The organism is Nonomuraea sp. NPDC052116 (assembly GCF_040680035.1).
GTDB lineage: Bacteria > Actinomycetota > Actinomycetes > Streptosporangiales > Streptosporangiaceae > Nonomuraea > Nonomuraea angiospora_A.
The window spans coordinates 19,212-44,497 of record NZ_JBFAWA010000016.1 but is presented as its reverse complement, the minus strand read 5'-3'; the positions used below and the strand labels follow the sequence as shown (position 1 = coordinate 44,497).

The window sequence follows — 25,286 nt, the reverse complement described above, 5'->3', positions numbered from 1 at the left end:
ACAACGAACCCCTTGCCCTGCTCACCACCCTGTTGTGCCCGAAAAGGCCCTTAGCGGCGGTCCGCATAGCAGACGTGTCATTACTACCCTCAGTGATCGAATAACCACATCGGATCACCGTTAAAGAACACAAAAAAACGGGCGTCCCCCCTCAAGGGAGACGCCCGCTCAGGCAGCCCGGGTCAGTGCGAGAAGTTGCCCCGGTAGTACTGGAAGACGAAGCCGATCATGGCCATGATGACCAGGAAGATCCCGATCAGGAACATCCAGAAGCCGATCACGAACCCGGCGAAGGCGAAGGCCGCCGCCAGGCACAGGAACAGCGGCCACCAGCTGCTCGGGCTGAAGAACCCGATCTCGCCCGCGCCGTCGCTGATCTCGGCCTGCTTGTCGTCCTCCGGCTGGGCGCCGATGCGCCGCGCGGTGAACATCAGGTAGTAGCCGACCATGAACGCGAACCCGACCGAGATCGCCATGGCCGTGGTGCCGACCGGCTCACCGTGGCCCGTCGCCGCCTTGGTCCAGAACCAGTAGGCGACGTCGACACCGGCGAAGAACAGGCCGCACGCGAGGAACAGCCAACCCTGGACCTTCATCAGGCCTCGACCTCCGATGCCGTCGGCTTGGCGGACACGTGCGGGTAGTGCAGGTCGAACGCGGGACGCTCGGACCGGATGCGCGGCAGCGAGGTGAAGTTGTGCCGCGGCGGCGGGCAGGAGGTCGCCCATTCGAGCGAGCCGCCGTAGCCCCAGGGGTCGTCGACGGTGACCTTCGGCGCGCTGCGCCAGGTCTTCCAGACGTTGTAGAAGAACGGCAGCGTCGAAGCGCCCAGCACGAACGCGCCCACCGACGAGATCAGGTTGAGGTCGGTGAAGCCGTCGACCGGGCTGTAGTCGGCGTAACGGCGCGGGAAGCCCAGCATGCCCAGCCAGTGCTGGACGAGGAACGTCGTGTGGAAACCGATGAACAGCAGCCAGAAGTGCACCTTGCCCAGCTTGTCGTCGAGCATCTTGCCGGTGAACTTGGGCCACCAGAAGTAGAAGCCCGCGAACATGGCGAACACGACGGTGCCGAAGACCACGTAGTGGAAGTGGGCGACGACGAAGTAGCTGTCGCTGAGGGGGAAGTCGAGCGGCGGCGAGGCCAGGATGACGCCCGTCAGGCCGCCCAGGAGGAACGTGATGAGGAAGCCGACCGAGAACAGCATCGGCGACTCGAAGGACAGATGCCCTCGCCACATCGTTCCGACCCAGTTGAAGAACTTCACACCTGTCGGCACCGCGATGAGGAACGTCATGAACGAGAAGAACGGCAGCAACACCTGCCCGGTCGGGAACATGTGGTGCGCCCAGACCGTGATGGACAGACCGGCGATCGAGATCGTCGCGACCACGAGGCTGATGTAACCGAAGACCGGCTTGCGGCTGAAGACCGGCAGGATCTCGCTCACGATGCCGAAGAACGGCAGCGCGATGATGTACACCTCGGGGTGTCCGAAGAACCAGAACAGGTGCTGCCAGAGCAGCGCGCCTCCGTTGTCGGGGGCGAAGACGTGCGTGCCGAGCTTGCGGTCCGACTCCAGCACGAGCAGCGCGGCGGCCAGCACCGGGAAGGCCATCAGCACGAGCATGCTGGTCAGCAGGACGTTCCAGACGAAGATCGGCATGCGGAACATGGTCATGCCGGGCGCGCGCATGCAGATGATCGTGGTGATGAAGTTCACCGAGCCGAGGATCGTGCCGAGGCCGGACAGGGCCAGGCCCATGATCCACAGGTCGCTGCCGATGCCGGGCGAGTTGATCGCGTTGGACAGCGGCGTGTAGGCGAACCAGCCGAACGAGGCCGCGCCGCCCGGCGTGAAGAAGCCGGACACGGCGATGAGGCTGCCGAACAGGTAGAGCCAGTAGCTGACCATGTTGAGGCGCGGGAACGCCACGTCGGGGGCGCCGATCTGCAGCGGCATCAGCTCGTTGGCGAAGCCGGCGAACAGCGGCGTCGCGAACATCAGCAGCATGATCGTGCCGTGCATGGTGAACAGCTGGTTGAACTGCTCGTTGCTGGTGAACTGCATGCCCGGCTGCGCGAGCTCGGCCCGCATGATCAGCGCCATGACGCCGCCGATCAGGAAGAAGGCGAAGGACGTGATCAGATAGAGGTGCCCGATGATCTTGTGATCAGTGGAGGACAGCCACTTGGCGATCACCTGGCCCTTGGTGACGGGCCTGGCCGGCGCGCGAAGGGGTTCGTGGATGGCGGTCACTGGGCACTCCCAGCCTGGTTCGTGGCGATGTACTGGTTCCACTCGTTCGCATCGACGAGCTTCACGTTGAACAGCATGCGGCTGTGGTCGACACCGCAGAGCTCGGCGCACCGGCCCGCGAAGATCCCCGTACGGCCCAGAGTGGTGATCTCGAACGTACGGCCCGGGTTGCCTTCCTTGATGCCGGGGATGACGTCCCGCTTGAACAGGAACTCCGGCACCCAGAACGAGTGGATGACGTCGTCGGTCGACAGGTCGAACTCGACCTTCGCCTTCGTCGGCAGGACCAGCTGGGGCCCCTGGTGATAGTCGCTCACCGGCGTGCCGGCGACGGGGGCCAGCGTCTTGCCGTTGACGGTCGTGGTGAAGCGCCAGCTCCACTGGAAGGCCTCGACCTTGACCTTCACGGTCGCGTCGCCGTCCACCTTGGTCAGCACCTGGCTGTCACGCGCGGTGAAGAAGAAGAACACCGACACCATGACGAGCGGGATCAAGGTGTAGAGCATCTCGATCGGCAGGTTGTAGCGCACCTGCGGCGGCAGATCGGCCGAGGACTTGCGCTTGCGGTGGAAGATGGCCGCCCACACGATCAGAAAGATGACGACCGCACCCGTGGCGAGTGCGGCGATCCAGGCCCCGTTCCACAGGCTCTGGACCACGCCCGCCTGCTCGGTGACATGGTCGGGAAGAAGACCACGAGACCAGTCGGCCTTCGGAACGTCATTAGCACACGCCGTAGCAGTGGCCAGCAGCAACGCCAAAGCGGCGGCACGCGGCACCCTGCGCCGGGCCAACGAACGCCGCATCGTACGGCGAGTCGGACTCACGGATCGCCTACCCCACAGATGAAGCCCAAGAGTCTTTCTCTTGGGCGCTCTTATTTCCAGATGCACAGCTGATTGCAGACACATTAGCGTGCAGGTGCTTCGCCCTACCGCGCGACCCCTCGATGGCGCCGCAAGTGGGACGATGAGTCTCGTGGCGTATTTCGACGCGGCTTCGAGCGAGCCGCTCCACCCTCAGGCACGCGAGGCGCTGCTGGCGGCGATCGACGTCGGCTGGGCCGACCCCGCGAGACTGTACGGCCAGGCCCGCCGCGCACACCTGCTGCTGGAGCAGGCCCGCACGGAGGTGGCCGAGGCGCTCGGCGCGCGCCCGGACGAGGTGTCGTTCACATCGTCGGGCACGCAGGCCGTGCATCTCGGCGTGCTCGGCACCCTACACGGCAGACGCAGGGCCGGGCGCCACCTGGTCACGAGCGCGGTCGAGCATTCCAGCGTGCTGCACGCCGGTGGCGTGCACGAACGCGACGGCGGCACGACCGAGACGGTGGGCGTGGACCTGACGGGGCGGGTGGATCTCGAGCGGTTCACCGAGGCGGTCGCCCGGCCCGGCACCGCGCTGGCCTGCCTGCAGACGGCCAACCACGAGGTCGGCACGGTGCAGCCGGTGGCGGAGGCGGCCGCGGCGTGCCGGTCCCACGGGGTTCCGCTGCTGGTGGACGCGGCGCAGACGGCGGGCAGGATGCCGATCCCGCCCGGCTGGTCGGTGCTGACCGCCAGCGCCCACAAGTGGGGCGGCCCCGCGGGCGTGGGCGTGCTGGTGGTGCGCAAGGGCACGCGGTTCCGCTCGTTCCTGCCCGAGGACGAGCGGGAGCGGCGGCGGGTGCCGGGGTTCGAGAACGTGCCCGGCATCGTCGCGGCGGCGGCCGCGCTGCGCGCGATGGCCGCGGACGCGGCGCAGGAGCAGGCGCGGCTGTCGGAGCTCGTAACCAGGATCAGGGAGACGGTGCCGAAGATCGTCCCGGACGTCGAGGTGATCGGCGACCCGGTCGACCGGGCGCCGCACATCGTGACCTTTTCGTGTCTGTACGTCGACGGCGAGGCTTTGCTGACCGAGCTGGACAAGGCTGGTTTCGCGGTTTCGTCAGGAAGCTCGTGCACCGCTAGTACGCTTCGTCCATCGCACGTTCTTGAAGCGATGGGCGTGCTGACGCATGGCAATGTCCGGGTGTCGCTGCCCAGGGGCGCCTCCGCGGCGGAGGTCGACAGATTCCTCGCCGTGCTGCCCGATCTGGTGCGCCGCATCCGGCAGGACGCAGGAGTCGCATGACCGAGGTTACCCAGCCGGCTTTGACGATCGACGCGCTCGGGAAGAAGTGCCCGATCCCGATCATCATGCTGGCCGAGCAGATCAACTACGTCCCGCTCAACGCGGTGGTGGCCGTGCTGGCCGACGATCCGGCGGCCTACACGGACGTGCCGGCGTGGTGCAGGCTGAAGTCGCACCGGCACGTCGGCTCGTACGAGCTGCCCGAGGGCGGCTGGGCCATCCACGTCCGGCGCAACTACTGACATTCCCCCCGAAAGTGGGGTAGAGGCTTCCCGTACGAAGTCACCGACTTTCGGGGGAAAGCCATGACCAGAGGACATCCGCACGAGACCGCCCGTGACGTGATGCATCCGGGGGCCGAGTGCATCGGCGCGCACGAGACGCTCGACCGGGCGGCCCAGCTGATGCGCAACATGAACGTGGGGGCACTGCCCGTGTGCGGCCCCGACGAGCGGGTGAAGGGGATCATCACCGACCGCGACATCGTCGTCAAGTGCATCGCCTCGGGGCACGACCCGTCGAGGACGACGGCGGGCGAGCTGGCCGGGGGCCTCGTCTTCGTCACCCCGGAGACGTCCGTGGACGAGACGCTCACGCTGATGGAGCAGCACCAGATCAAGCGGCTCCCCGTGCTGTCGGACAACCGCATCGTCGGCATGATCACCGAGGCGGACCTGGCCAAGCACCTGCCGGACGACAAGCTCGCCGAGTTCCTGCACCACGTCTACGCGAGGAGCTGAGCCGTGCGGGCCGCCCCGGGGCCGCTCACAGCGGGCCGGGGCGGCCGAGCGGCGCCTACGGGTGGTAGCAGCGCACGTGATCGGCGATGTCCGCCGTGGCCTCCGTGCCGTACGCGGCGCCGAACCGCTCGAGGAAGATCTGCTGCCCGAGCTCGTACTCCTGGCCGCCGACGCGCTCGAGCACGTGGGTGGCGGTCAGGTTGCCGACCTGGCCGCAGCGCTCCAGCGGCAGCCCCCAGGCCAGCCCCGACAGGAACCCGGCGCGGAAGGCGTCGCCGACGCCGGTGGGGTCGGCCTTGCCCAGCTCGGGGGCGGGGGCGACGTGGATGGACGGCTCGCCCCTGCGGTCGATGACGGCGCCCTTGGGGCCGAGCGTGGTGATCCGGACGCCGACCCGGTGCAGGATCTCCTCGTCGGACCAGCCGGTCTTCTGCTCGATGAGCCCCTTCTCGTAGTCGTTGGAGAAGAGGTAGGCGGCGCCGTCGACGAGCTGGCGGATCTGCTCGTCGGCCATGCGCGCGAGCTGCTGGGAGATGTCGGCGGCGAACGGGATGCCGCGCTGGCGGCACTCGTCGGTGTGGCGCAGCATCGCGTCGGGGTCGTTGGGGCTGATCAGCACCAGGTCGAGGCCGTCCAGGCGGTCGGCGACGGGCTTCAGCTCGATCAGCCGGGCCTCGGCCATGGCCCCGGTGTAGAACGAGGCGATCTGGTTGTGGTGCTGGTCGGTCGTGCACAGGAAGCGCGCGGTGTGCTGGGTCTCCGAGATGTGCACGGAGTCGCAGTCGACGCCGTGGCGCTCCAGCCACGAGCGGTAGTCGGCGAAGTCGTTGCCGACGGCTCCCACGAGAACCGGCTTGAGGCCGAGGCAGGCCATGCCGAACGCGATGTTCGCGGCGCAGCCGCCACGACGGATCTGAAGGTCATCGACCAGGAACGAGAGTGACACCCGATCGAGCTGCTCGGCGATGAGCTGTTCGCCGAAGCTTCCTGGGAAGGTCATCAGGTGGTCTGTCGCGATTGAGCCGGTAACGGCGATGCGCACGGGATTCTTCTTCCTCGTTGTCAGCAGGCCTATGAGCCCCACGAGAATACGCGAAGGTCCCGCACGCACAAAGGCGAGCGGGACCCGGCGGCCACCGACTAGTTGAAGGAGTCACCACAGGCGCAGGAGCCCGTGGCGTTGGGGTTGTCGATGGTGAACCCCGACTTCTCGATCGTGTCGACGAAGTCGATCGAGGCCCCCATCAGGTACGGAGCGCTCATGCGGTCGGTGACCACGCTGACTCCCCCGAAGTCCGACACCACGTCGCCGTCCATCGACCGGTCGTCGAAGAAGAGCTGGTAGCGCAGGCCGGAGCAACCACCCGGCTGCACGGCGACCCGCAGCTGCAGACCTTCCTCACCCTGCTGCTCAAGCAGGCTCTTGACCTTGGCGGCGGCCGCGTCAGTCAGGATCAGGCCCTGCGCCGTGGTCTCGCTGCTCTCAACCGTCATCTGCTGACTCCCTAACCCGGCTGTCTGTTTTCCGACGTCCTACTAATGACGCTACCAACACCTGGCCCATGCCACACATTCCCAGGGCCGCCACCCCCCGGAATAAGGAGGTATCCCCCATATGTCATGATGAGTATCGTCACTTCGACGATAAGGGGGTTTGGCCATGGCCACCCAGACTGGGCTGCCGCTCTACGTCCTCGGCCAGGGCGCCGATCCGCACAGCGAGAAGGGGGTCGAGTGCCCGGGCGAGCTGCCGCCCGCCTCGGACCCCGACCTGGTGGAACGGGCCCGCAAGGCGAAGGAGGCGCTCGGCGACCGGCTGTTCGTGCTCGGGCACCACTACCAGCGCGACGAGGTCATCCAGTTCGCCGACGTCACGGGCGACTCGTTCAAGCTCGCCCGGCTCGCGGCGGCCAGGCCGGAGGCGGAGTTCATCGTCTTCTGCGGCGTGCACTTCATGGCCGAGTCGGCCGACATCCTGACCGGTGACCACCAGAGGGTGGTGCTGCCGGACCTGGCGGCCGGCTGCTCGATGGCGGACATGGCCACGTTCGACCAGGTCGAGGAGTGCTGGGAGGCTCTGGAGGACGCCGGCCTGGCCGATCAGGTGATCCCGGTCACGTACATGAACTCCAGCGCCGACATCAAGGCCTTCTGCGGCAGGAACGGCGGCGCGGTCTGCACCTCCTCCAACGCCCGCCGCGCCCTGGACTGGGCGTTCTCGCGCGGCGAGAAGGTCCTGTTCCTGCCCGACCAGCACCTGGGCCGCAACACGGCGGTGCTGGAGATGGGCATGTCCCTGGAGGACTGCGTCGTCTGGAACCCGCACCGCCCCAACGGCGGCCTCACCCAGGAGCAGCTGGAGCGGGCCAGGATGATCCTCTGGCGCGGCCACTGCTCGGTGCACGGCCGCTTCACGGCGGAGTCGGTCGACGACGTGCGCGCGCGCATCCCCGGCGTGAACGTCCTGGTGCACCCGGAGTGCCGGCACGAGGTCGTGCTCAAGGCGGACCACGTGGGCTCGACCGAGCACATCATCCAGACCCTGGAGGCGGCCCCCGCGGGCTCCAGCTGGGCGATCGGCACCGAGCTGAACCTGGTCAAGCGGCTGGCGCAGATGTTCCCCGACAAGAGCATCTCGTTCCTGGACAAGACGGTCTGCTACTGCTCGACCATGAACCGGATCGACCTGCCGCACCTGGTGTGGGCCCTGGAGTCCCTGGTGCTCGGGGAGGTCGTCAACCAGATCACGGTGGACGAGGACACCGCCCACTGGGCCCGGGCGGCCCTGGACCGCATGCTCGCCCTCCCCTGACCCACCCCTCTAATCCGTGCCGGCCACGAACGCGCCCACCGCGGCCCGGAAACCCTCCGGATCCTCCACCCAGGGCAGGTGACCGGCGCCCGGCAGGATCACCCGCGAGACGTCCGGCAGCGCCCGCTCCAGCGAGTCCACCGCCCGGCGGGGCCGGATGTCCTCGGCCCCGTCGACGATCAGCACCGGCACCGCCAGCGCCGCGCAGGCATCCCGCAACGCGGGTGTGCCCCAGTCACGCCTGCCCTCGGCGTTCAGGACGGCGTTGCACTCGAAGTTGACGCCGAGCCAGGGGGTCGCCATGCGTTCGGCGTGCTCCATGGCCCGGCCGCGGTCGGCGAAGTCCGCCGACCACTGCAGCACCGCGAACTCACGGTCCTCGGCGGCCGTGCGTTCGCGGCTCTCCAGCTCGGCCCAGCGCGCCACGTCCCCGCTCACCGCGCCGCGCAGGCGGAGCCGGTACTCCTCGCGCCAGGTGTCGCTCGGGTCGATGCCCGTGCCGGAGACGTAGACCAGGCCGCGTACGCGCTCGGGGCGATCCAGGGCGTACCGCAGGGCCAGCTGGGCGCCCCACGAGTGGCCAAGCAGCACCATCGCCTCCAGGCCGAAGTGGCGGCGGACGGCGTCGAGGTCCGCCACCGTCCGGGCCGTCGAGTACGGCCCGAGCCGCTGCGAGCGGCCGCAGCCGCGCTGGTCCCACCGGTGGACGGCCGCGACGCCGGACAGCAGCCCGGCCACGTCCTCGAAGGTGTCCCACAGGCCCGGCCCGCCATGACAGAGGACGACGGGACGGCCCTCGCCGCTCCGCACCGCCCAGAGCCGCACGCCGTCGTCGGTCAGCACCGTCTCGTCCATGGAGGGCATGATCCCGCGCGGGCGGGGCTCAGCGGAAGGCGGCGGCGTTGCGCCGGGCCCAGGCGGCGAACGGCTGAGGGGCCCGGCCCAGCACGCGTTCGACGTCCGGGCTGATCCGCCGCTCGGCCTCGGTCGGCTCGCCGAGGATGTCCAGCGTGGTGTCCGCGACCGGCGGGGGCATGAACGCCAGCATCTGCGCGCGGGCCTCCTCGCGGGTCTGCTCGACGAACGCGACCGGCTCGCCGATCGCCTGGCCGATGGCCTCGGCGTTCTGCCGCGGGGTCACCGCCTCCGGCCCGGTGAGCTCGTAGGTCCGGCCGTCGTGGCCCGGCTCCCGCAGCACGGCGGCGGCCACCGCGGCGATGTCGTCGGGGTCGATGATCGGCAGCCCGACGTCGCCGAACGGCGCCGCGACCGTGCGGTCCGCGCGGATCGACCCGGCCCAGGCGTACCTGTTGGAGGCGAATCCGCCCGGCCGCAGGATCGTCCACCGCGCTCCCGAGTCGACGACCGCGCGTTCCACCTCCGCCCCGAAGCGGCCGTGGGACGCGCTGTCCGGGCGGGTCACCACGCCCTGCGAGGAGAGCAGGACGATCCTGCCCGGCCCGCTCACCGCGGCGACGATCTCCTTGGGCTCGACGGCGAACAGGTCGCCGCCCGTGAGGAGGAACACCGCGTCCGCGCCCTCCAGCGCCGCGCTCATGCTGCCGGGGTCGGCCAGGTCGGCGGCGACCGCCCGCACGCCCTGCGGCACGTCGGCGTCGGTGATGCGGCGGGACACGGCGGTGACCTGCTCCCCCGCCTCGGCCAGCAGCCGGACCAGCGTCCGCCCGACGTTCCCCGTGGCTCCCGTGACTACGATCATGATCTCTCCCAGTTGTTAGTTAGTCGGCTGACTCACTTGAGGGAGACCATAGCACGGCTCCGCCGCATATAGTTAGTCAGGTGACTGACTCAACGGGTTCGCGGGCGAGGACCGCGGCCGCCAAGCGCCAGCGGCTGATGGCCGCCGCCGCCCAGGTCGTGCACCGGCAGGGGGCGGAGCGCACCACCATCGCCGACATCGCCCACGCCGCCGACGTCCCCGTGGGCAACGTGTACTACTACTTCAAGACCAAGGACGACCTGGTCGCCGCCGCCCTCGCCGAGCACGCGCGGCAGCTGGAGCTCCTCACCGACCGCCTGGACGGGCTCGACGACCCGAGGGAGCGGCTGAAGGCCCTCGTGGAGGGGTGGGCCAGCCAGCGCGACCTCGCGGCCCGCTACGGCTGCCCGACCGGGACGCTCGCCGCGGAGCTGGACAAACGCCCCGAGGGCGGCCTGGACGCGGAGGCCGGCCGCGTCATCCGGCTGCTGCTGGACTGGGTCGAGCGCCAGTTCCGTGAGCTCGGCCGGCCTGACCCCTGGGACCTCTCCCTGACGCTGGTGGGCGCCTACCAGGGCATGTCCCTGCTGGCCAACGCGCTGCGCGACCCCGACGTCATGACCCGCCAGTGCGCCCGCCTGCTCGACTGGCTCGACTCCCTGCCCGAGGCCCCCGCCGCCTGAAGGCCTCGACCCCGCCGGGCACGTACTTCGTGACGTCCGCCGCCCTCTTCGTGAGGTGGGCGGCCGGAGGTAACGGACTCCGATCCTTTTTCGCGGCATCCGCAGGAGGCCGGGACACCATGAGGATGTCCTGACGATCACCCTCCGCGGAACCGCACGGAGGGCTCCCACGTGGAGAATCTCCAGAAGGAGCGATCATGGAACGTCCGTCGAGGCGGGGATTACTGGGTGGCGCCGCGCTGGTGGCGGGTGCCGTGACGTTGCCCGCGTCCCCCGCCGGAGCCGCCGCGTCATCCGGCGGGCCGGTCACGGGACCGGTCACCGTGTACCCGGGCGACCCCCGCTACCAGGAGCTGACCGTGGGCTACAACCAGCGCTGGGTCGGCGCGCCCGACTATGTGCGCGTGGTCAGCTCGACCGCCCAGGTCGTCGCCGCGGTGCAGGAGGCGGTGGACACGGGTAAGCGGATCTCGGTGGTGTCCGGCGGCCACTGCCTGGCCCCGTTCGTGTTCAACTCCGACGTGGACGTCGTCATCGACCTGTCCGGGCTGGACGAGGTGTACTTCGACCAGCAGCGGGGCGCGTTCGCGGTCGAGGGCGGCGCCCGGCTGTCGGGCGTCTACGACACGTTGTTCAAGAAGTGGGGCGTGACCATCCCCGGCGGGATGTGCCCCACGGTCGGCATCGGCGGCCACGCCACCGGCGGCGGGTACGGCTTCCTGTCCCGGCAGCTCGGGGCCGTGATCGACCATCTGGCGGCGGTCGAGGTCGTGGTCGTGGACCGCTCGGGCACCGCCCGCGCCGTGACCGCCTCGCGCGACCCGGGCGACCCCAACCGCGACCTGTGGTGGGCGTGCGCCGGCGGCGGGGGCGGCAACTTCGGCATCGTCACCCGCTTCTGGTTCCGCACGCCGGGCACGAGCGGCTCCAACCCGAGCCGCCTGCTCGTCAACCCGCCCAAGGACGTGCTGCTCAGCGCCGTCGGCATCCCGTGGAGCATGCTGGACCGCACGAAGTTCGCCACCCTGGTCACGAACTGGGGCGCCTGGTACGAGGGACACGCCGCGCCCGACTCCCCCGCCAGGATCCTGTCCGGCGTCGCGTCGCTGGCGCACCGCTCGAGCGGAAACGTCTTCCTGCTGACCCAGGTCGACGCCACCGCCCCCGACGCGGCGCGGATCCTCGGCGACTACCTGGGGGCCCTGACCGCCGGACTCGGCGTCGACGCCGTGGTGGCGGCCCAGCCGGCGCAGCGCCTCCCGTGGTTGCGCGCGGTCAAGCTGATCGCCGCCAGCATCCCCTCGTTCATCAACCCGACGCTGCGCGGCTCCTCCAAGTCGGCCTACCTGCGGCGCTCGTACACGGCCGAGCAGGCGGGCGCGATGTACGACGCGCTCACCCGTACGGACTTCGCCAACCCGGCGGCCGCGGTGACCCTGGCCGGGTTCAGCGGCGGCGCGATCAACGCCGTCCCCGCCACGCGGACCGCGCTGGCGCACCGCGACGCCGCGTTCTGGACGCTGTTCGAGACCCAGTGGCAGGACCCGGCCGCCGACGCCGCCAACATCGGCTGGCTGCGCGACCTGTACGGCTCGGTGTGGGCGGCCACCGGCGGCTACCCGGTGCCCGGTGACCAGGCCGACGGCTGCTACATCAACAACCCCGACCCCGACATCACCGACCCCGCGTTCAACCGCTCGGGCGTGCCGTGGCAGACGCTGTACTACAAGGGCAACTACGCCAGGCTCCAGCAGGTCAAGGCGGCCTACGACCCCCGCGACGTCTTCCGGCACGCGCAGTCGGTCTCGCTGCCGTAGCAGCACCTGGGCGGCACCTGGCCAAGTGCCGCACCGTACTTGACTTTGTCAGCGCGGCGCCGCCGGGCGCGCTTCCCGGCGCGGATGCGCGCTCCTAGCGTCGGACACACCGAGTGACGGAGGAGAACACCGTGATCCATCAACTCATCTTCGCCGCGCCCAAGCCCGGGATGACGGAGGAGGAGTTCCAGCAGTACTGGCTGAACGTGCACGCCGTCCGGTACGCGAGCAAGATCCCGCAGATCAGGAAGTACCTGATCGACACCCGGATCCCGCTCCGGCCCGACGAGGGCGAGCCGCTGTGGAGCGGCGTCGCGGAGATCTGGCTGCGCGACGAGCGGGAGCAGCTCGAGTCGCTGCAGACGCCCGAGTTCCTGGAGGGCGCGCGGGCCGACGAGCCGCGCTGGGCGGCGTTCTGGCGCACGCTCGTGCTCGACACCGACGCGCACGAGCCGGTGCCGGGGCCCGAGCTCGCCCCGCCGTCGGGAGTGAAGCTGATCGTGCTGGTCAAGCGGAAGGAGGGGCTGCCGCTGGCCGACTTCAGGAGCGCCGACCTCGGCCCGCACGCCGAACTGGTCGCGCAGGTGCCGGGGCTGCGCCGGTACCTCCAGTGCCACGTCAGAGACGGCGCGTACGCCATCGGCGAGGCGGTGCTCGACGCCGCCCACCTCCTGTGGTTCGACGACAGGGACGCCATGGAGGCCGCGCTCGCCTCGCCCGAGTACGCCAAGGTCGTGGCCGACATGGAGACGCTGGTCGAGCCGAGGTACGTGCACCGGATGGCCGTCACCGAGCACTGGGTCATCGGGCCGGAGAGCCGCTGATGTCCGGCCAGGGCTACGACTACATCGTCGTTGGCGCCGGCGCGGCCGGGGCGGTCGTCGCCGCCAGGCTCGTCGAGCGGACCGAGGCACGCGTGCTCCTGCTGGAGTCCGGCGGCGACGCCGGCCTGGCGGCCATCCGCCAGACGGGCATCCCCGGCATGGCCTCGCTGTGGCAGGACCCCGCCGTCACCTGGCCGTACGTCACGGTCCCGCAGGCCGGGCTGGGCTGGCGGACGATCCCGCTGCCCCAGGGCAAGGTGCTGGGCGGCGGCAGCTCGGTCAACGCCATGCTGTACGTCCGGGGCAACCGCCGCGACTACGACGGCTGGGCCGCCCAGGGCAACGAGGGCTGGTCGTACGACGAGGTGCTGCCCTGCTTCAAACGGGCCGAGGACTACGAGGAGGGCGCCGGGCCGTACCACGGGGCGGACGGACCGATGAAGGTGGCCCGCCTGTCCTCGATGTCGGAGGTGTCGCGCGCCTTCCTCCAGGCCGCCTCCGAGCTGGGCTTCCCCGGCGGGGAGGACTGGGACTACAACGGCGCCGCGCAGGAGGGCGCCTTCGCCTACCAGTCCACCAGGACGAAGGACAACCAGCGGTCGAGCACGGCGTCCGCCTACCTCGACCCGCTGCGCGGCCATCCCCGCCTCACCGTCGAGACCGGCGCGACGGCGACCCGCGTGCTGCTGGACGGCACGACGGCCACGGGCGTCGAGTACCTGCGCGACGGCGCGCTCCACCGCGCCGGGGCGAGCGCCGAGGTGATCGTCTCCTGCGGCGCGCTCGCCACGCCCAAGCTGCTGATGCTCTCCGGGATCGGCCCGGCCGAGGCCCTGCGCGAGCACGGCCTCGCGGTCGCCGCCGACCTGCCCGGCGTCGGCGCCAACCTGCACGACCACCTCATCCTCGGCGTGGCCTACGCCGCGCGGTCGATCCTGCCGCTGCCCGAGCTGCTGGCGGAGGTGGGGCTGTTCCCACCGGACGACCCCGATCTCCAGATGCTGTTCGGCCCCGTGCAGTTCGTGGCCGACGAGTACCGCGTCGACGGGCCCGCCTTCACCTTCGCCCCCGTGCTCGCCCGGCCGCGCAGCAGGGGCCGGCTGGCCCTGCGGTCGGCGGACCCCGCCGACGCGCCCCTGGTCGACCCCCATTACCTTGAGGACCCGGCCGACCTGGCGGCGCTCGTACGCGGGATCGAGCTGTCCAGGGAGCTCGCGCACAGCAGCTCGATGTGCTCGTTGCACGACCGCGAGAGCGCGCCCGGCCACGGCGCCGACCTGCCCGCCTACGTCCGCGCCACCGCGACCACCGTGTGGCATCCGGTGGGCACCTGCCGCATGGGCCGCGACCCGCTGGACGTGGTCGACGCCGCGCTGCGCGTGCACGACGTCGAGCGGCTGCGCGTCGCCGACGCCTCGATCATGCCGTCCATCCCCGCGGGCAACACCGCCGCCGCCACCGTCATGATCGGGGAGCGCGCGGCCGACCTGCTCACATGAAGGAGCCGACCGTGCCAGACAGCTACAGGTACATCGTCATCGGCGCCGGCGCGGCCGGATCGGTGGTGGCCGCCCGGCTCAGCGAGGATCCCGACGCCTCCGTTCTCCTCCTCGAGGCGGGCGACGCACAGGTCACCGACGCGGTGACGACGCCGTGGCGGTGGAACGAGGTTCTGCTGACCGACCTGGACTGGGCGTACATGAGCGAGCCCCAGCCCGGCCTGGACGGCAACCGCGTCTACTCGGCCGCCGGCCGGGGCCTGGGCGGCACCTCGAACATCTACCACATGATGCACACCAGGGGCCGTCCCCAGGACTACGACGACTGGGCCTACCACGGGTGTCCCGGCTGGTCCTTCGACGACGTGCTGCCGTGGCTGCAGCGCCTGGAGGACCAGCGCGACGGGCACAACCCGCTGGCCGGCAAGGACGGTCCGATGACCGTGGCCGACGCGGGCGAGACGGGCAACCCGGTGTCGGAGACGTTCATCGAGGCCTGCGTCGAGCTCGGCCATCCGCGCCTGGACGACTTCAACGCGGGCCTGTTCGGCGCGGGCTGGCACCACGTGAACATCAAGGACGGCCGGCGCAGGGGCGCCCGCGAGTCGTACCTGGATCCCGCGCTCGACCGGCCCAACCTCACGGTGCTGACCGCGGCCCTCGCGGCACGGCTGCTGTTCGAGGGGACGCGCTGCGTCGGCGTGGAGTACCTGCGCGAGGGCCGCACGCACACGGCGCGGGCCGAGGCCGAGGTGGTGCTGTGCGCGGGCGCCATCCAGTCGCCCAAGCTGCTGCTGCTGTCGGGCCTGGGCCCGGCCGGCGACCTGGCCGAGCTCGGCATCCCGGTCGTGGCCGACCTGCCCGGGGTCGGGGCCAACTTCCACGACCACCCGCTGGTCATCGGGCCGATCGGCTACCTGGCCGAGCCGGGCGACGACCCGCGCGGCAACGTGACCGAGGTCGCGCTCTTCTGCGGGTCGCAGGACGGGCTGCCCGTCCCCGACCTGGAGGTCGCGCTGGTGCACCGCGCGCCGTTCGGCGAGAAGTTCTTCGCCAACGTCATCCGCCGCGTGCAGACCGGCCAGCCGGTCGCGCCGGTGCGGGAGCTGGTGGACCCGCACGTGATCCTCAGCCTGACCGGCCTGGTGTCGCCGGTCTCGCGGGGATGGGTACGGCTGGCCGGCACCGACCCGACCGCCTACCCGCGGATCAACGCCAACTACTTCGGCGACCCGGTCGACCTGGAGCGCACGGTCACCGCCGTGGAGGTCGCCCGGGACATCTACCGCACCAAGGCGTTCACCGGCCGGTGGGGGCTGGCCGAGGTCGCCCCCGGGCCCGGCGTGACCACCCGCGAGGAGCTGCGCGCCTGGGTGAAGGCCAACACCGGGTCGTACTACCACTTCGCCGGCTCCTGCCGGATGGGCACCGACGCCTCGGCCGTGGTCGACCCCCGGCTGCGGGTGCGCGGCGTGGAGGGGCTGCGCGTGGCCGACGCCTCCGTCATGCCCTCGCTGGTCAACGCGCATCCGCACACCACGGTCGTGATGATCGGCGAGCGCGCGGCCGACCTCGTCCGTACCTCTGGGTAGAAGTCCAACAGGTAGAAGTCTCATAAGTAGCAGCGAGAGTGCCAGCACAACCTCGTCCTGTCAGCCGGCCCGGATCATTTCAATAATTCGAGGAAAGGGGGATGTTCGATTTATAGGGGTTGGTCGCATGGCCATCTACTCGGATTTGCATTCGCGAGAGTTTTGGCTCTCTCCTTTCTGTGAAGACCTGTTCACGTCCTTCCTCCGCTCCGATCAGCGCCGATGGGGCGAGGTCTACGTCCACGGCCTGGTCTCCGTCCCGGGCCGCAAGTCGATCCGCCGGATCTCCAACCACGTCGTGGGGCGACCCGTCGACCAGTGCCTCCAGCAGTTCATCAACCAGAGCCCCTGGGACTGGGCGCCCGTACGGCAGCGCCTGGCCCAGCTGCTCGTCGAGGCGATCCGCCCGAAGGCGTGGGTGCTGGAGGAGGTCGTCTTCCCGAAGAACGGTTCCAAGTCGGTGGGCGTGGCGCGGCAGTTCGCCAACTCCGCGGGCCGCCTCCTCAACTGCCAGATCGGCCTGGCGGTCGTGATGGTGGGAGAGGACGGCGGCTGCCCGGTCAACTGGCGGCTGCTGCTGCCCCGCTCGTGGGACGAGGACGACGGCCTGCGCAGCCGGGCCCGCGTACCGGCCCACGAGCACAGCCGGCCGCACTGGCGGCACCTGCTGCAGGCCGTCGACGAGATGGTGGTCGACTGGGGGCTGCCTCCGGCGCCCATCGTGGTGGACGGCAGGTCGATGCCCGGCGTGGAGCTCCTCCTCGCCGGGCTCGCCGAGCGCGGGCTGCCCTACCTCGTCCGCGTCTCCCCCGGCACGCTGCCGGCCGGCGGGTCCGGCCTGCCCGCCCGCCCGGTGCTGGAGCCGTTGCGGCCCCGGCTGCAGGTGGTGCAGGGGCAGGCGGGCCCGCGGCCCCTGTACCAACAGCAGGGGCAGGGCCACCGCTGGTACCCGCGCTCGGGGGCGCGGGCGATGTGGCTGACCGACCTGGGCCGCAACCGGGTGTCCGACCTGGCGGGACTGGTCGGGCTGCGCAACAGGGCGGCGTCCGTGCTCGCCTCGGTCGCCGCCGAGTCCGGCCTGCAGCACTTCGAGGGCCGCTCCTTCCAGGGCTGGCACCACCACGTCACGCTGGTGTCGGTGGCCCACGCGTACCGGCTGCTGGGCGGCCTGGACGGACGGGAATCGGAGGAACTGTGCCTGCGCCCGCATGGCTGACCGCCCGGCTCTCCGCGATCGAGCTGTTCGCCGGGCTGTCGGACGAACAGCTCGACTGGCTCGCGTGCGCCGGGACCGTCAGGGAGCTCGGCGACGGGCAGGCGCTGTTCGTCGAGGGCGCGCCGGCCGACGGCTTCTACATCCTGCTGGACGGCGAGATCGTGGTCTCGAAGCTGGTCGGCGGGCGGGAGCAGGTGCTCACCCGGCACCTCGGCGACGCGCTGGAGCACCAGTTCATCGGCGAGCTCCCGCTGCTCACCAGCGACGAGTACCTGGCCACCGCGCTGGCCGTGGGGCCGGCGCGGGTCGTGGCCTACGGCAAGGGCGCGTTCTTCGACATGCTGGAGCGCTGCCCGCAGGTCTGCCGGGTGCTGCTGCCGGTGCTGGCCGGGCGCATCAACGCCATGGAGCGCCAGGCCGGGCGCAGCCGCATGCTGGAAGGGCTGGGCATGCTGGCGGCCGGCCTGGCCCACGAGCTGAACAACCCGGCGGCGGCCGCGCTGCGGGCCGCGCGGGAGCTGCGCGACCTCGCGCCCCGGCTGGCCGCCACCGCGGTCGAGTGGGGGCGCACGGGCGAGGAGACCGAGGTACGGCTCGTCGCGCGCTTCCAGGACCGGGTGGGCTCCGGGGCCGCGCTGGACCCGCTGGCCGAGGCGGAGGCGGCCGACGACGTCGCCGACTGGCTCCGCGAACAGGGCCTCGGCCCCGACCGGGCCGTCGAGCTGGCCGACGACCTCGCCGAGCACGGTGTGGACCGCGCCGCGCTCGACGAGCTGGCCGCCGGGCTGCGGCCGGACGCGCTCGCCGCGGCGCTGGCGTACCTGGTGCCGGTGCTGCGCATCCGGACGCTCGCCGGCGACGCGGCCGAGGCCGCCGAGCGGGTGGTGGAGCTGGTACGGCGCACCTCGGCGTACACGAACCTGGACCGCGCGCCCCAGCGGGACGCCGACCTGCGCGAGGGCCTGGAGGCCACGCTGGCCCTCATGGCCCCCAAGCTGCGCAACATCCGCGTACGCCGGGAGTACGGCGGCGTCCCCGACCTCCAGGCCTTCCCCAGCGAGCTCAACCAGGTCTGGACCAACCTCATCGACAACGCCGTGGACGCCATGGGCGGCGAGGGCGAGCTGACGATCAGCACCAGGCGGGAGGGCGACCACGCCGTGGTGGAGTTCCGCGACACGGGCCACGGCATCCCCGCCGAGGCGCTGCCGAACGTGTTCCAGCCCTTCTTCACCACCAAGGACCTGGGCAAGGGGACCGGTCTCGGGCTCCACGTCAGCATGGACATCGTGGCGCAGCGGCACGGCGGCACGATGGAGGTCGACTCGCGGCCGGGCGACACGCGGTTCGTGGTGCGGCTGCCGCTGGCCCGGGTCCCCGAGTAAGGGGTCAGCTCTCCGAGTGGTAGCGGTGGATCATCGACACCGCCATGGCGCCCTCGCCGACGCCCGAGGCCAGCCGCTTGACGGAGTTGGCGCGCACGTCGCCGGCCGCGAACACGCCCGGCACGCTCGTCTCCAGCAGCAGCGGCTGCCTCGGCAGGTCCCAGCTGTCCAGCCCCGCCACCGGACCGAGGTCGGGGCCGGTCAGCAGGAAGCCGTGGGCGTCCCTGCGCACGAGGTCGTCCAGCCACTCGGTACGCGGCCGGGCGCCGATGAACACGAAGACGTGCTCGGCCTCCCGCGTGGTCAGCTCGCCGCTGCGGGTGTCGCACAGCGTGATGCGCTCCAGCCGGTCCGCGCCGCCGGTGGCGACCACACGGGTGTTCGTCATGACCGTGATGTTGCCCGTCGCGGCGATCTCGTCCACCAGGTACGCGGACATGCCGCTGGCCAGGCTGTCCGCGCGCACCACCATGGTGACGTGGCAGGCGTGCCGGGAGAAGTGCAGCGCCGCCTGGCCGGCGGAGTTGGCGCCGCCCACGATCCACACCTGCCGCCCCACGCACGACTCGGTCTCCGTCAGGGCCGCGCCGTAGTAGATGCCGGCCCCCTCGAAGCGGGCCGCGTCCTCGGCGTCGAGACCGCGGTACGACAGGCCCGGCGACAGCAGCACGGTGGCCGCGGTGATCTCCTTGCCGTCGGACAGGTTCAGCACGCAGGCCCGGCCGGCCCGGCTCAGCCGCCTGGCCTCGACCGGGGCCAGCACGTCCACGCCGAACCTGCGGGCCTGCGCCATCGCGCGGTTGGTCAGATCGACGCCGGAGATGCCGGACGGGAAGCCGAGGTAGTTCTCGATCCGGCTGGAGGTGCCGGCCTGGCCGCCCGGGACGTACGCCTCGATGAGCAGCGTCGCCATCCCCTCGGACGAGGCGTAGACCGACGCGGCCAGCCCGGTCGGGCCGCCTCCGACGATCGCCACGTCGTAGTGCGGGTGGCTGAGCTCCGTCGCCAGGCCCAGGGCCGCCACCACCTCGCCGTGCCCGGGGCGGGCCATCCGGCGCCCGTCGGGCAGCACGACCTCGGGGACCTCCGGAGCTCCCGGCTCCGCCTCCTCGAACCTGAACGGCAGGCGGTAGCGGGTCAGCAGGTCGCGCAGCCGGTGTGTGGCGGGCGCGAACCGGTGGCCGACCAGGCGGATCCCCTGGTACGGGGGCTCGTGGGCGGACTCCCAGTCCGACAGCAGGTCGTCGAGCACGGGGTAGAGCCGCTCCTCCGGCGGCTCCCACGGCTTGACGAGATAGTGGTCCAGCCGCACCTCGTTGATCGCCGAGATGGCGACGCTCGTGTCGGCGTAGGCCGTCAGCAGGACGCGGCGGGCGGCGGGGAAGCGCCGGCCGGCCTCCACCAGGAACTCGATCCCGGTCATCTCGGGCATGCGCTGGTCGGAGAGGATCAGCGCGACCTCCTCACGGCGCTCGCGCAGCCGGTCGAGGATCCGCGTGGCCTCCACCGGCGACCTCGACGCCACCACCCGGTAGCGCTCCTGGTAGGCGCGGGACAGATCGCGCCGCACCGCGCGGAGCACGTGATCGTCGTCGTCCACGGCCAGCAGAACCGGCCGCCGCTGCTCGGGCATCACGACCCTCCAGAATCGGTTAAGGCCATTGTTCCGTCATTTTCCGGGCGGGCGCCCCCGGCACCTGACGAAGTGCCGGCGACTTTCACGGACTTGACGGAATAGGCGGGCCGGGCTTGTCCTGGAAAACCACATATTGTTTGAATCCACGCATGACGCGCACCATTCTTATTGTTCTCTCCGAGTACGGATATTGGGGAGAGGAACTCGTCGGCCCGCTGGCCGCCTTCGACCGGCAGGGCTACCGGAGCGTGTTCGCCACCCCCACCGGCAAGCGCGCGCGGGCACTGCCGCCCAGTCTCGACCCCGGGTACGTGGATCCGCCGCTGGGCCGCTCCGTGACCACGCCGGAGGTGGCCGTGGCCGCCAGGCAGCTCGACGAGTCGGACCGGCTGGACTCCCCGGTCAGCCTCGCCGAGTGGATCCCCGAACGCCCCTACAACAGCGAGGACGGATACCTCCGCAAGGCCGAGGCCTACTACCGGGAGCTCGGCCGGCTGGACCGGGACGTCGAGAAGTACGACGCCCTGGTCCTCGTGGGCGGCAGCGGCCCGATCGTGGACCTGGCCAACAACGGCCGGGTGCACGACCTGATCCTCTCCTTCGTCCGGGCGGACAAGCCGGTGCTCGCCGAGTGCTACGGCGTCGCCTGCCTGGCCTTCGCCCGCGACTGGGAGGACCGTGCGAGCATCCTGCGCGGCAAGCACGTGACGGGCCACTGCAAGGAGTACGACTACAAGGACGGCACGGGCTTCCTGGGAGTGGACTTCAACATGGGGCCGCCGCCGTACCCGCTGGAGTACATCCTGCGCGACGCCACCGCGCCCGACGGCCGCTACCACGGCAACGTGGGCAAGGAGACGTCGGTCATCGTGGATCACCCGTTCGTGACGGGCCGCTCGACCCCCGACTCGTACCTGTCCGGCGAGAAGCTGGTCGAGGTGCTCGAGTCCGGCCTGCGCCGGTACGGCTGGTGACCATGGCGACCCGTCCCGCCAAAGAGGCGATCTTCGAGCAGTTCGCGGCCGACGGCATCTCGGTGATGTTCGGCAACCCGGGGACCGTGGAGCAGGGGTTCCTGGACGTGCTGGAGGAGACGCCGGGCTTTCGATACGTGCTGGCGCTGCAGGAGTCGGCGGCGCTCGGCATCGCCGACGGCTACGCCCGCGCCACCGGCGGGCCCGCGCTGGTCCAGCTGCACAGCGGGGTCGGCCTCGGCAACGGGGTCGGCCTGCTCTACCAGGCCAGGCGCGGCCACTCGCCGCTGGTGGTGATCGCCGGCGAGGCAGGGGTGCGGTACGAGGCCCTGGACGGCCAGATGGCGGTGGACCTGGTGGCGATGGCCCGGCCGGTGACCAAGTACGCGACCAGGGTGACCCACCCGGGCTCGGTGCTGAGGGTGCTGCGACGCGCGGTCAAGATCGCGATGACGCCGCCGCGCGGGCCCGTCTTCGTGGCACTGCCGATGGACGTGCTCGACGAGGACACCGACGAGCCCGCCGTGACCAGCACGATCCCCAGCCGGGCGACGGTGCCCGTGCCTGAGGAACTGGAGCGGGCCGCGGCGGTGCTGCGCGCCGCCCGGCGGCCCGTGGTGCTGGCCGGGGACGGGGTCTCGGTGTCCGGCGCGCAGGAGGAGCTGGCCAGGGTGGCGGAGGCGCTCGGCGCCCCGGTGTGGACGGTGAACTCCTCGGAGCTGACCATCGACACCACCCACCCGCTGCACCGGGGCGACCTCGGGCACATGTTCGGCGAGCACAGCGCCGCCGCGCTGGCCGGGGCCGACGCCGCGCTCGTCGTCGGGACGTACCTCTTCCCCGAGGTGTTCCCGCTGCTGACCAGCCCCTTCCCCGAGGCGGCGAAGATCGTCCACATCGACCTGGACGACTATGAGATCGCCAAGAACCTGCCGGCCGACGTCGCGCTCGTCGCCGATCCCAAGCCGACCCTGGCGGCGCTGGCCCGCCTGCTCGGCCCCGCCCGCCCCGAGTCCCCCCTCGAGTCGGCCCGCGAGCCGGCGGAGGTGTACGGCGAGACCATGATGGACCTGTTCGCCGGCGAGCTGGCCGCCCGGGCCGGCGACAGGCTGGTGGTCTTCGACGAGGCGCTGACCTCCGCCCCCGCGCTGCTCAGGCGGCTCCCACCGCGCCGGCCCGGCACCTACTTCCAGACCAGGGGCGGCTCGCTCGGCGTCGGCATCCCCGGCGCGATCGGGATCAAGCTGGCCCGCCCCGAGGACGAGGTGGTGGCCTTCACCGGCGACGGCGGCAGCATGTACACCATCCAGGCCCTCTGGACCGCCGTCAGGTACGGCGTGGCCGCCCGCTTCGTGATCTGCGACAACCGCCGTTACCAGCTGCTCGACGACAACCTCGAACAGTACTGGCGCGAGCGCGGCATCGCCGCGCACCCCCACCCCCAGGGCTTCGACCTGTCCCATCCCCAGATCGACTTCGTGAAGCTGGCCGCGAGCCTGGGTGTCCCGGGCGTCAAGGTGAGCAAGCCCGCCCAGGTGGAGGCGGCGGTCCAGCGGATGCTGGCGACGCCGGGGCCGTTCCTCGTCGATCTGATTACCACCTGAGAGGTACACCGTGCGTGAGAAGCGATTGGCCGGGCGCACCGTCGCGATCCTCATGGAGAGCGACTACGTCGAGCAGGAGCTCCACTACTACCAGCGGCGTTTCACCGAGGAGGGGGCGCGGGTCGAGTTCCTCACGCGGTTGTGGGGACAGGACTCGCTGACCTTCCACGGCCACGAGTTCAAGGAGCCGTTCACGGTGAGCGGCGACCTGGAGAGCGCCGACCTGAGCCGGATCGACGTGCTGATCGTGCCGTCCGGCATGGTCTCGGACCGGCTGCGCTACACCGAGGACGTCCACGAGCTCGCCCCCGCCGTACGGCTGCTGAAGGAGGCCTTCGACGACCACCGGATCGTCAAGGGCATCATCTGCCACGGCCTCTGGCTGGCGGCGCCCATCGCCGAGGCGGTCAAGGGCCGCCGCGTGACGTGTCACAACAACCTGGTCGGCGACGTGCGCAACATGGGCGCCGTCTACACCGACCAGGACGTCGTGGTGGACCGCGACCTGGTGACCGGCCGGACGGCCGAGCACTGCGCCGCCTTCGCCCGCATGATCATCGACCTGGTGGCCGCCGACCGCGGCTCCGAGACGGTCTACCGGCCCGACTTCTCCTTCTCCGACCTGGTGGCCGGCTACGTCACCGGCTTCGAGCACGGCGAGATCAGCCTGCGCACCAACGACGGGCGGCCGGTGCGGGTGCGGCTGACCGGCACCACCTCCGCCGAGTTCGTGCGCAACCTCTCGGAGCCGTACCTCGACGCCTCGGCGCACCTGGAGCAGCTGCTCACGCCGGGCACCTACGTGTTCGTCAAGGGGATCTTCTACCACGAGAACGGCGCCTACACGATCGAGGCCAAGACGCTGATCTTCCTGGGCAGGCAGCCGGGCCAGTACGCCTTCGAGCAGCCCGACTGGTGGGTCAAGCAGATCCGCGAGCTGGGCAGGTTCTACCGCAAGGCGCAGTTCGGGGCCGACGGCCCGATCGACTACTCCGCCTACCGGACCATGCTGCGGCTGGGCGGCGAGAAGGCCGGCCAGGATGTGCAGGAGACCGACACGATCTCCCGGATGATCTACGGGATGTCCTCGGCCTACATGCTGACGGGCGAGGAGGACTTCCTGGAGGTGGCCGAGCAGGGCACCGCCTACCTGCGCGAGCACATGCGCTTCGTGGACCGCGACGAGGACGTCGTGTACTGGTACCACGGCATCGACGTGCGCGACGGGGTCGAGCGCAAGCTGTTCACCTCCGAGTTCGGCGACGACTACGACGCGATCCCGATGTACGAGCAGATCTACGCGCTGGCCGGCCCGACCCAGCTCTACCGGCTCACCGGGGACCCGCGCATCGCCTCCGACATCAACGGCACGCTGCGGCTGTTCAAGAAGTTCTTCCACGACCCCGAGCGGGGCGGGTACTACTCGCACATCGACCCGATCCTGCTCAGCCCGCACCACGAGTCGCTGGGCCCGAACCGGTCGAGGAAGAACTGGAACTCCGTCGGCGACCACGCGCCCGCCTACCTCATCAACCTGTTCCTGGCCACCGGCGACGAGCGGCACGCCGACATGCTCGAGGAGACGTTCGACCTCATCGCCCAGCACATGCCCAGGAAGGACAGCCCGTACGTCCAGGAGCGCTTCCACGCCGACTGGACACCGGACACCACCTGGCACTGGCAGCAGGACCGGGCGGTCGTCGGGCACAATCTCAAGATCGCCTGGAACCTCATGCGGATGATGTCGATCCGGCCCAAGGACGGCTACCGGACGCTGGCGACCGAGATCGGCGAGAAGATGCCGGGCTTCGGCAGCGACCCGCAGCGCGGCGGCTGGTACGACGTGGTCGAGCGCAGGCTCGCCCCGGGCCAGCACGTCCACCGGTTCGTCTGGCACGACAGGAAGGCCTGGTGGCAGCAGGAGCAGGCGATCCTCGCGTACCAGATCCTGGCGGGGCTGGTGGGCGAGGAGGAGTTCACGCGCAGGGCGCGGGAGTCGGCCGCCTTCTACAGCGCCTTCTTCCTCGACCACGACGAGGGCGGGATCTACTTCAACGTGCTCGCCGACGGCCACCCGTACCTGCTCGGCAACGAGCGGTTCAAGGGCAGCCACTCGATGAGCATGTGCCACGCGGCCGAGCTGTGCTTCCTGGCGACCGTCTACCAGCGGCTGCTGATCGACAAGGAGCCGTTGACGCTGTGGTTCCGGCCGCGGCCCGACGGGTTCACCGACCGCGTCCTGCGGGTGGCGCCCGACGCGCTGCCGCCCGGCCGGGTGCGGCTGGAGTGGGTGGAGGTGGACGGCTCGCCGTACCAGCTCTTCGACGCCGCGGCGATGACGGTGAAGCTGCCCGACTCCGCCTCGCCGATGACGGTGCGCGCCCATCTCGCGCCCGTGGAGGAGTGACATGG

General features: G+C 70.8%; 22 protein-coding genes. 14 read left to right on the top strand and 8 right to left on the bottom strand.

What is annotated here, in order from left to right; translation table 11 throughout:
- Positions 1-182: 182 nt before the first annotated feature.
- Genes AB0L65_RS28770 through AB0L65_RS28760 form a run of 3 tightly spaced genes read right to left on the bottom strand, consistent with a single transcriptional unit; the run spans position 183 to position 3,066 of the window.
- Positions 183-596 (bottom strand): cytochrome c oxidase subunit 4, encoded by a 414-nt coding sequence (locus tag AB0L65_RS28770; protein ID WP_350728931.1) that lies wholly within the window; start codon positions 594-596, stop codon positions 183-185.
- Positions 596-2,260: a cytochrome c oxidase subunit I gene (gene ctaD, locus AB0L65_RS28765; RefSeq protein WP_364251163.1), complete on the bottom strand. Its 1,665-nt coding sequence runs from the start codon at positions 2,258-2,260 to the stop codon at positions 596-598. The genes AB0L65_RS28770 and ctaD overlap by 1 nt, the downstream gene beginning before the upstream one ends.
- The gene (locus AB0L65_RS28760) at positions 2,257-3,066 is read right to left on the bottom strand and encodes a cytochrome c oxidase subunit II (RefSeq protein ID WP_364251160.1); all 810 of its coding nucleotides are present in this window, start codon (positions 3,064-3,066) and stop codon (positions 2,257-2,259) included. Before AB0L65_RS28760 ends, ctaD begins: the two co-directional genes overlap by 4 nt.
- 163 nt (positions 3,067-3,229) lie before the next feature.
- Here AB0L65_RS28760 and AB0L65_RS28755 point away from each other — a divergent pair, with 163 nt between their 5' ends.
- The 3 genes from AB0L65_RS28755 (at position 3,230) to AB0L65_RS28745 (ending at position 5,112) form a co-directional block, all read left to right on the top strand.
- Positions 3,230-4,372 (top strand): cysteine desulfurase family protein, encoded by a 1,143-nt coding sequence (locus AB0L65_RS28755; RefSeq protein ID WP_364251157.1) that lies wholly within the window; start codon positions 3,230-3,232, stop codon positions 4,370-4,372.
- A complete protein-coding gene (locus tag AB0L65_RS28750) occupies positions 4,369-4,614 on the top strand; it encodes a sulfurtransferase TusA family protein (protein ID WP_043638353.1) in 246 nt (81 codons plus the stop codon). The genes AB0L65_RS28755 and AB0L65_RS28750 overlap by 4 nt, the downstream gene beginning before the upstream one ends.
- Before the next feature lie 63 nt (positions 4,615-4,677).
- Positions 4,678-5,112: a CBS domain-containing protein gene (locus AB0L65_RS28745; protein ID WP_350728925.1), complete on the top strand. Its 435-nt coding sequence runs from the start codon at positions 4,678-4,680 to the stop codon at positions 5,110-5,112.
- Between the two features lie 55 nt (positions 5,113-5,167).
- Here AB0L65_RS28745 and AB0L65_RS28740 read toward each other — a convergent pair whose 3' ends face one another.
- Both AB0L65_RS28740 and erpA read right to left on the bottom strand, forming a co-directional pair.
- A complete protein-coding gene (locus tag AB0L65_RS28740) occupies positions 5,168-6,154 on the bottom strand; it encodes a carbohydrate kinase family protein (protein WP_364251154.1) in 987 nt (328 codons plus the stop codon).
- Between the two features lie 98 nt (positions 6,155-6,252).
- Entirely contained in the window at positions 6,253-6,606 is a 354-nt protein-coding gene (gene erpA / locus AB0L65_RS28735; RefSeq protein ID WP_192792115.1) for an iron-sulfur cluster insertion protein ErpA, read from the bottom strand.
- A 166-nt stretch (positions 6,607-6,772) separates the two neighbouring features.
- Here erpA and nadA point away from each other — a divergent pair, with 166 nt between their 5' ends.
- On the top strand, positions 6,773-7,924 hold the full coding sequence (nadA, locus tag AB0L65_RS28730; RefSeq protein WP_350728921.1) for a quinolinate synthase NadA: 1,152 nt from the start codon (positions 6,773-6,775) through the stop codon (positions 7,922-7,924).
- 9 nt (positions 7,925-7,933) lie between these two features.
- Here nadA and AB0L65_RS28725 read toward each other — a convergent pair whose 3' ends face one another.
- Both AB0L65_RS28725 and AB0L65_RS28720 read right to left on the bottom strand, forming a co-directional pair.
- Positions 7,934-8,779 carry an alpha/beta hydrolase gene (locus AB0L65_RS28725; RefSeq protein ID WP_364251151.1) on the bottom strand — a complete coding sequence of 282 codons (846 nt, stop codon included), beginning with the start codon at positions 8,777-8,779 and terminating at the stop codon, positions 7,934-7,936.
- Positions 8,780-8,807: 28 nt separating this feature from the next.
- A complete protein-coding gene (locus tag AB0L65_RS28720; protein ID WP_364251148.1) occupies positions 8,808-9,644 on the bottom strand; it encodes an NAD(P)H-binding protein in 837 nt (278 codons plus the stop codon).
- 80 nt (positions 9,645-9,724) lie between these two features.
- Here AB0L65_RS28720 and AB0L65_RS28715 point away from each other — a divergent pair, with 80 nt between their 5' ends.
- From AB0L65_RS28715 to AB0L65_RS28685, 7 genes are all read left to right on the top strand, one after another.
- A complete protein-coding gene (locus AB0L65_RS28715) occupies positions 9,725-10,327 on the top strand; it encodes a TetR/AcrR family transcriptional regulator (RefSeq protein ID WP_364251145.1) in 603 nt (200 codons plus the stop codon).
- A gap of 197 nt (positions 10,328-10,524) precedes the next feature.
- A complete protein-coding gene (locus AB0L65_RS28710) occupies positions 10,525-12,144 on the top strand; it encodes a BBE domain-containing protein (protein WP_364251142.1) in 1,620 nt (539 codons plus the stop codon).
- 131 nt (positions 12,145-12,275) lie between these two features.
- On the top strand, positions 12,276-12,968 hold the full coding sequence (locus tag AB0L65_RS28705) for an EthD domain-containing protein (RefSeq protein ID WP_364251139.1): 693 nt from the start codon (positions 12,276-12,278) through the stop codon (positions 12,966-12,968).
- Positions 12,968-14,467, top strand: a complete 1,500-nt coding sequence (locus tag AB0L65_RS28700; protein WP_364251136.1) for a GMC family oxidoreductase N-terminal domain-containing protein — start codon at positions 12,968-12,970, stop codon at positions 14,465-14,467. Before AB0L65_RS28705 ends, AB0L65_RS28700 begins: the two co-directional genes overlap by 1 nt.
- 11 nt (positions 14,468-14,478) lie before the next feature.
- On the top strand, positions 14,479-16,059 hold the full coding sequence (locus AB0L65_RS28695; RefSeq protein ID WP_355191513.1) for a GMC family oxidoreductase N-terminal domain-containing protein: 1,581 nt from the start codon (positions 14,479-14,481) through the stop codon (positions 16,057-16,059).
- A 127-nt stretch (positions 16,060-16,186) separates the two neighbouring features.
- Positions 16,187-17,275, top strand: a complete 1,089-nt coding sequence (locus tag AB0L65_RS28690; protein WP_364251133.1) for a transposase — start codon at positions 16,187-16,189, stop codon at positions 17,273-17,275.
- Positions 17,254-18,660, top strand: a complete 1,407-nt coding sequence (locus tag AB0L65_RS28685) for an ATP-binding protein (protein WP_364251130.1) — start codon at positions 17,254-17,256, stop codon at positions 18,658-18,660. The genes AB0L65_RS28690 and AB0L65_RS28685 overlap by 22 nt, the downstream gene beginning before the upstream one ends.
- Before the next feature lie 4 nt (positions 18,661-18,664).
- Here the strand turns inward: AB0L65_RS28685 and AB0L65_RS28680 are convergent, their stop codons facing one another.
- Entirely contained in the window at positions 18,665-20,293 is a 1,629-nt protein-coding gene (locus tag AB0L65_RS28680) for an FAD-dependent oxidoreductase (RefSeq protein WP_364251127.1), read from the bottom strand.
- Between the two features lie 152 nt (positions 20,294-20,445).
- Between AB0L65_RS28680 and AB0L65_RS28675 the strand changes: the two genes are divergently transcribed.
- The 3 genes from AB0L65_RS28675 to AB0L65_RS28665 are packed head-to-tail and all read left to right on the top strand — an operon-like array spanning position 20,446 to position 25,281.
- Entirely contained in the window at positions 20,446-21,270 is an 825-nt protein-coding gene (locus tag AB0L65_RS28675) for a type 1 glutamine amidotransferase domain-containing protein (protein WP_364251124.1), read from the top strand.
- Positions 21,271-21,272: 2 nt separating this feature from the next.
- Positions 21,273-22,874, top strand: coding sequence for a thiamine pyrophosphate-binding protein (locus tag AB0L65_RS28670; protein ID WP_364251121.1), 1,602 nt, complete (start codon positions 21,273-21,275; stop codon positions 22,872-22,874).
- 10 nt (positions 22,875-22,884) lie between these two features.
- Positions 22,885-25,281, top strand: coding sequence for an AGE family epimerase/isomerase (locus AB0L65_RS28665; protein WP_364251119.1), 2,397 nt, complete (start codon positions 22,885-22,887; stop codon positions 25,279-25,281).
- Positions 25,282-25,286 lie beyond the last annotated feature (5 nt).

Excerpts from the sequence above, each read along its gene's own strand:
- nadA (WP_350728921.1), top strand. The coding sequence starts at position 6,773 with ATGGCCACCCAGACTGGGCTGCCGCTCTACGTCCTCGGCCAGGGCGCC.
- AB0L65_RS28725 (WP_364251151.1), bottom strand. The coding sequence starts at position 8,779 with ATGGACGAGACGGTGCTGACCGACGACGGCGTGCGGCTCTGGGCGGTG.
- AB0L65_RS28675 (WP_364251124.1), top strand. The coding sequence starts at position 20,446 with ATGACGCGCACCATTCTTATTGTTCTCTCCGAGTACGGATATTGGGGA.
- AB0L65_RS28700 (WP_364251136.1), top strand. The coding sequence starts at position 12,968 with ATGTCCGGCCAGGGCTACGACTACATCGTCGTTGGCGCCGGCGCGGCC.
- AB0L65_RS28760 (WP_364251160.1), bottom strand. The coding sequence starts at position 3,066 with ATGCGGCGTTCGTTGGCCCGGCGCAGGGTGCCGCGTGCCGCCGCTTTG.
- AB0L65_RS28720 (WP_364251148.1), bottom strand. The coding sequence starts at position 9,644 with ATGATCGTAGTCACGGGAGCCACGGGGAACGTCGGGCGGACGCTGGTC.
- AB0L65_RS28690 (WP_364251133.1), top strand. The coding sequence starts at position 16,187 with ATGGCCATCTACTCGGATTTGCATTCGCGAGAGTTTTGGCTCTCTCCT.
- AB0L65_RS28750 (WP_043638353.1), top strand. The coding sequence starts at position 4,369 with ATGACCGAGGTTACCCAGCCGGCTTTGACGATCGACGCGCTCGGGAAG.
- AB0L65_RS28770 (WP_350728931.1), bottom strand. The coding sequence starts at position 596 with ATGAAGGTCCAGGGTTGGCTGTTCCTCGCGTGCGGCCTGTTCTTCGCC.
- AB0L65_RS28680 (WP_364251127.1), bottom strand. The coding sequence starts at position 20,293 with ATGCCCGAGCAGCGGCGGCCGGTTCTGCTGGCCGTGGACGACGACGAT.
- AB0L65_RS28745 (WP_350728925.1), top strand. The coding sequence starts at position 4,678 with ATGACCAGAGGACATCCGCACGAGACCGCCCGTGACGTGATGCATCCG.
- AB0L65_RS28670 (WP_364251121.1), top strand. The coding sequence starts at position 21,273 with ATGGCGACCCGTCCCGCCAAAGAGGCGATCTTCGAGCAGTTCGCGGCC.
- AB0L65_RS28710 (WP_364251142.1), top strand. The coding sequence starts at position 10,525 with ATGGAACGTCCGTCGAGGCGGGGATTACTGGGTGGCGCCGCGCTGGTG.
- AB0L65_RS28755 (WP_364251157.1), top strand. The coding sequence starts at position 3,230 with ATGAGTCTCGTGGCGTATTTCGACGCGGCTTCGAGCGAGCCGCTCCAC.
- erpA (WP_192792115.1), bottom strand. The coding sequence starts at position 6,606 with ATGACGGTTGAGAGCAGCGAGACCACGGCGCAGGGCCTGATCCTGACT.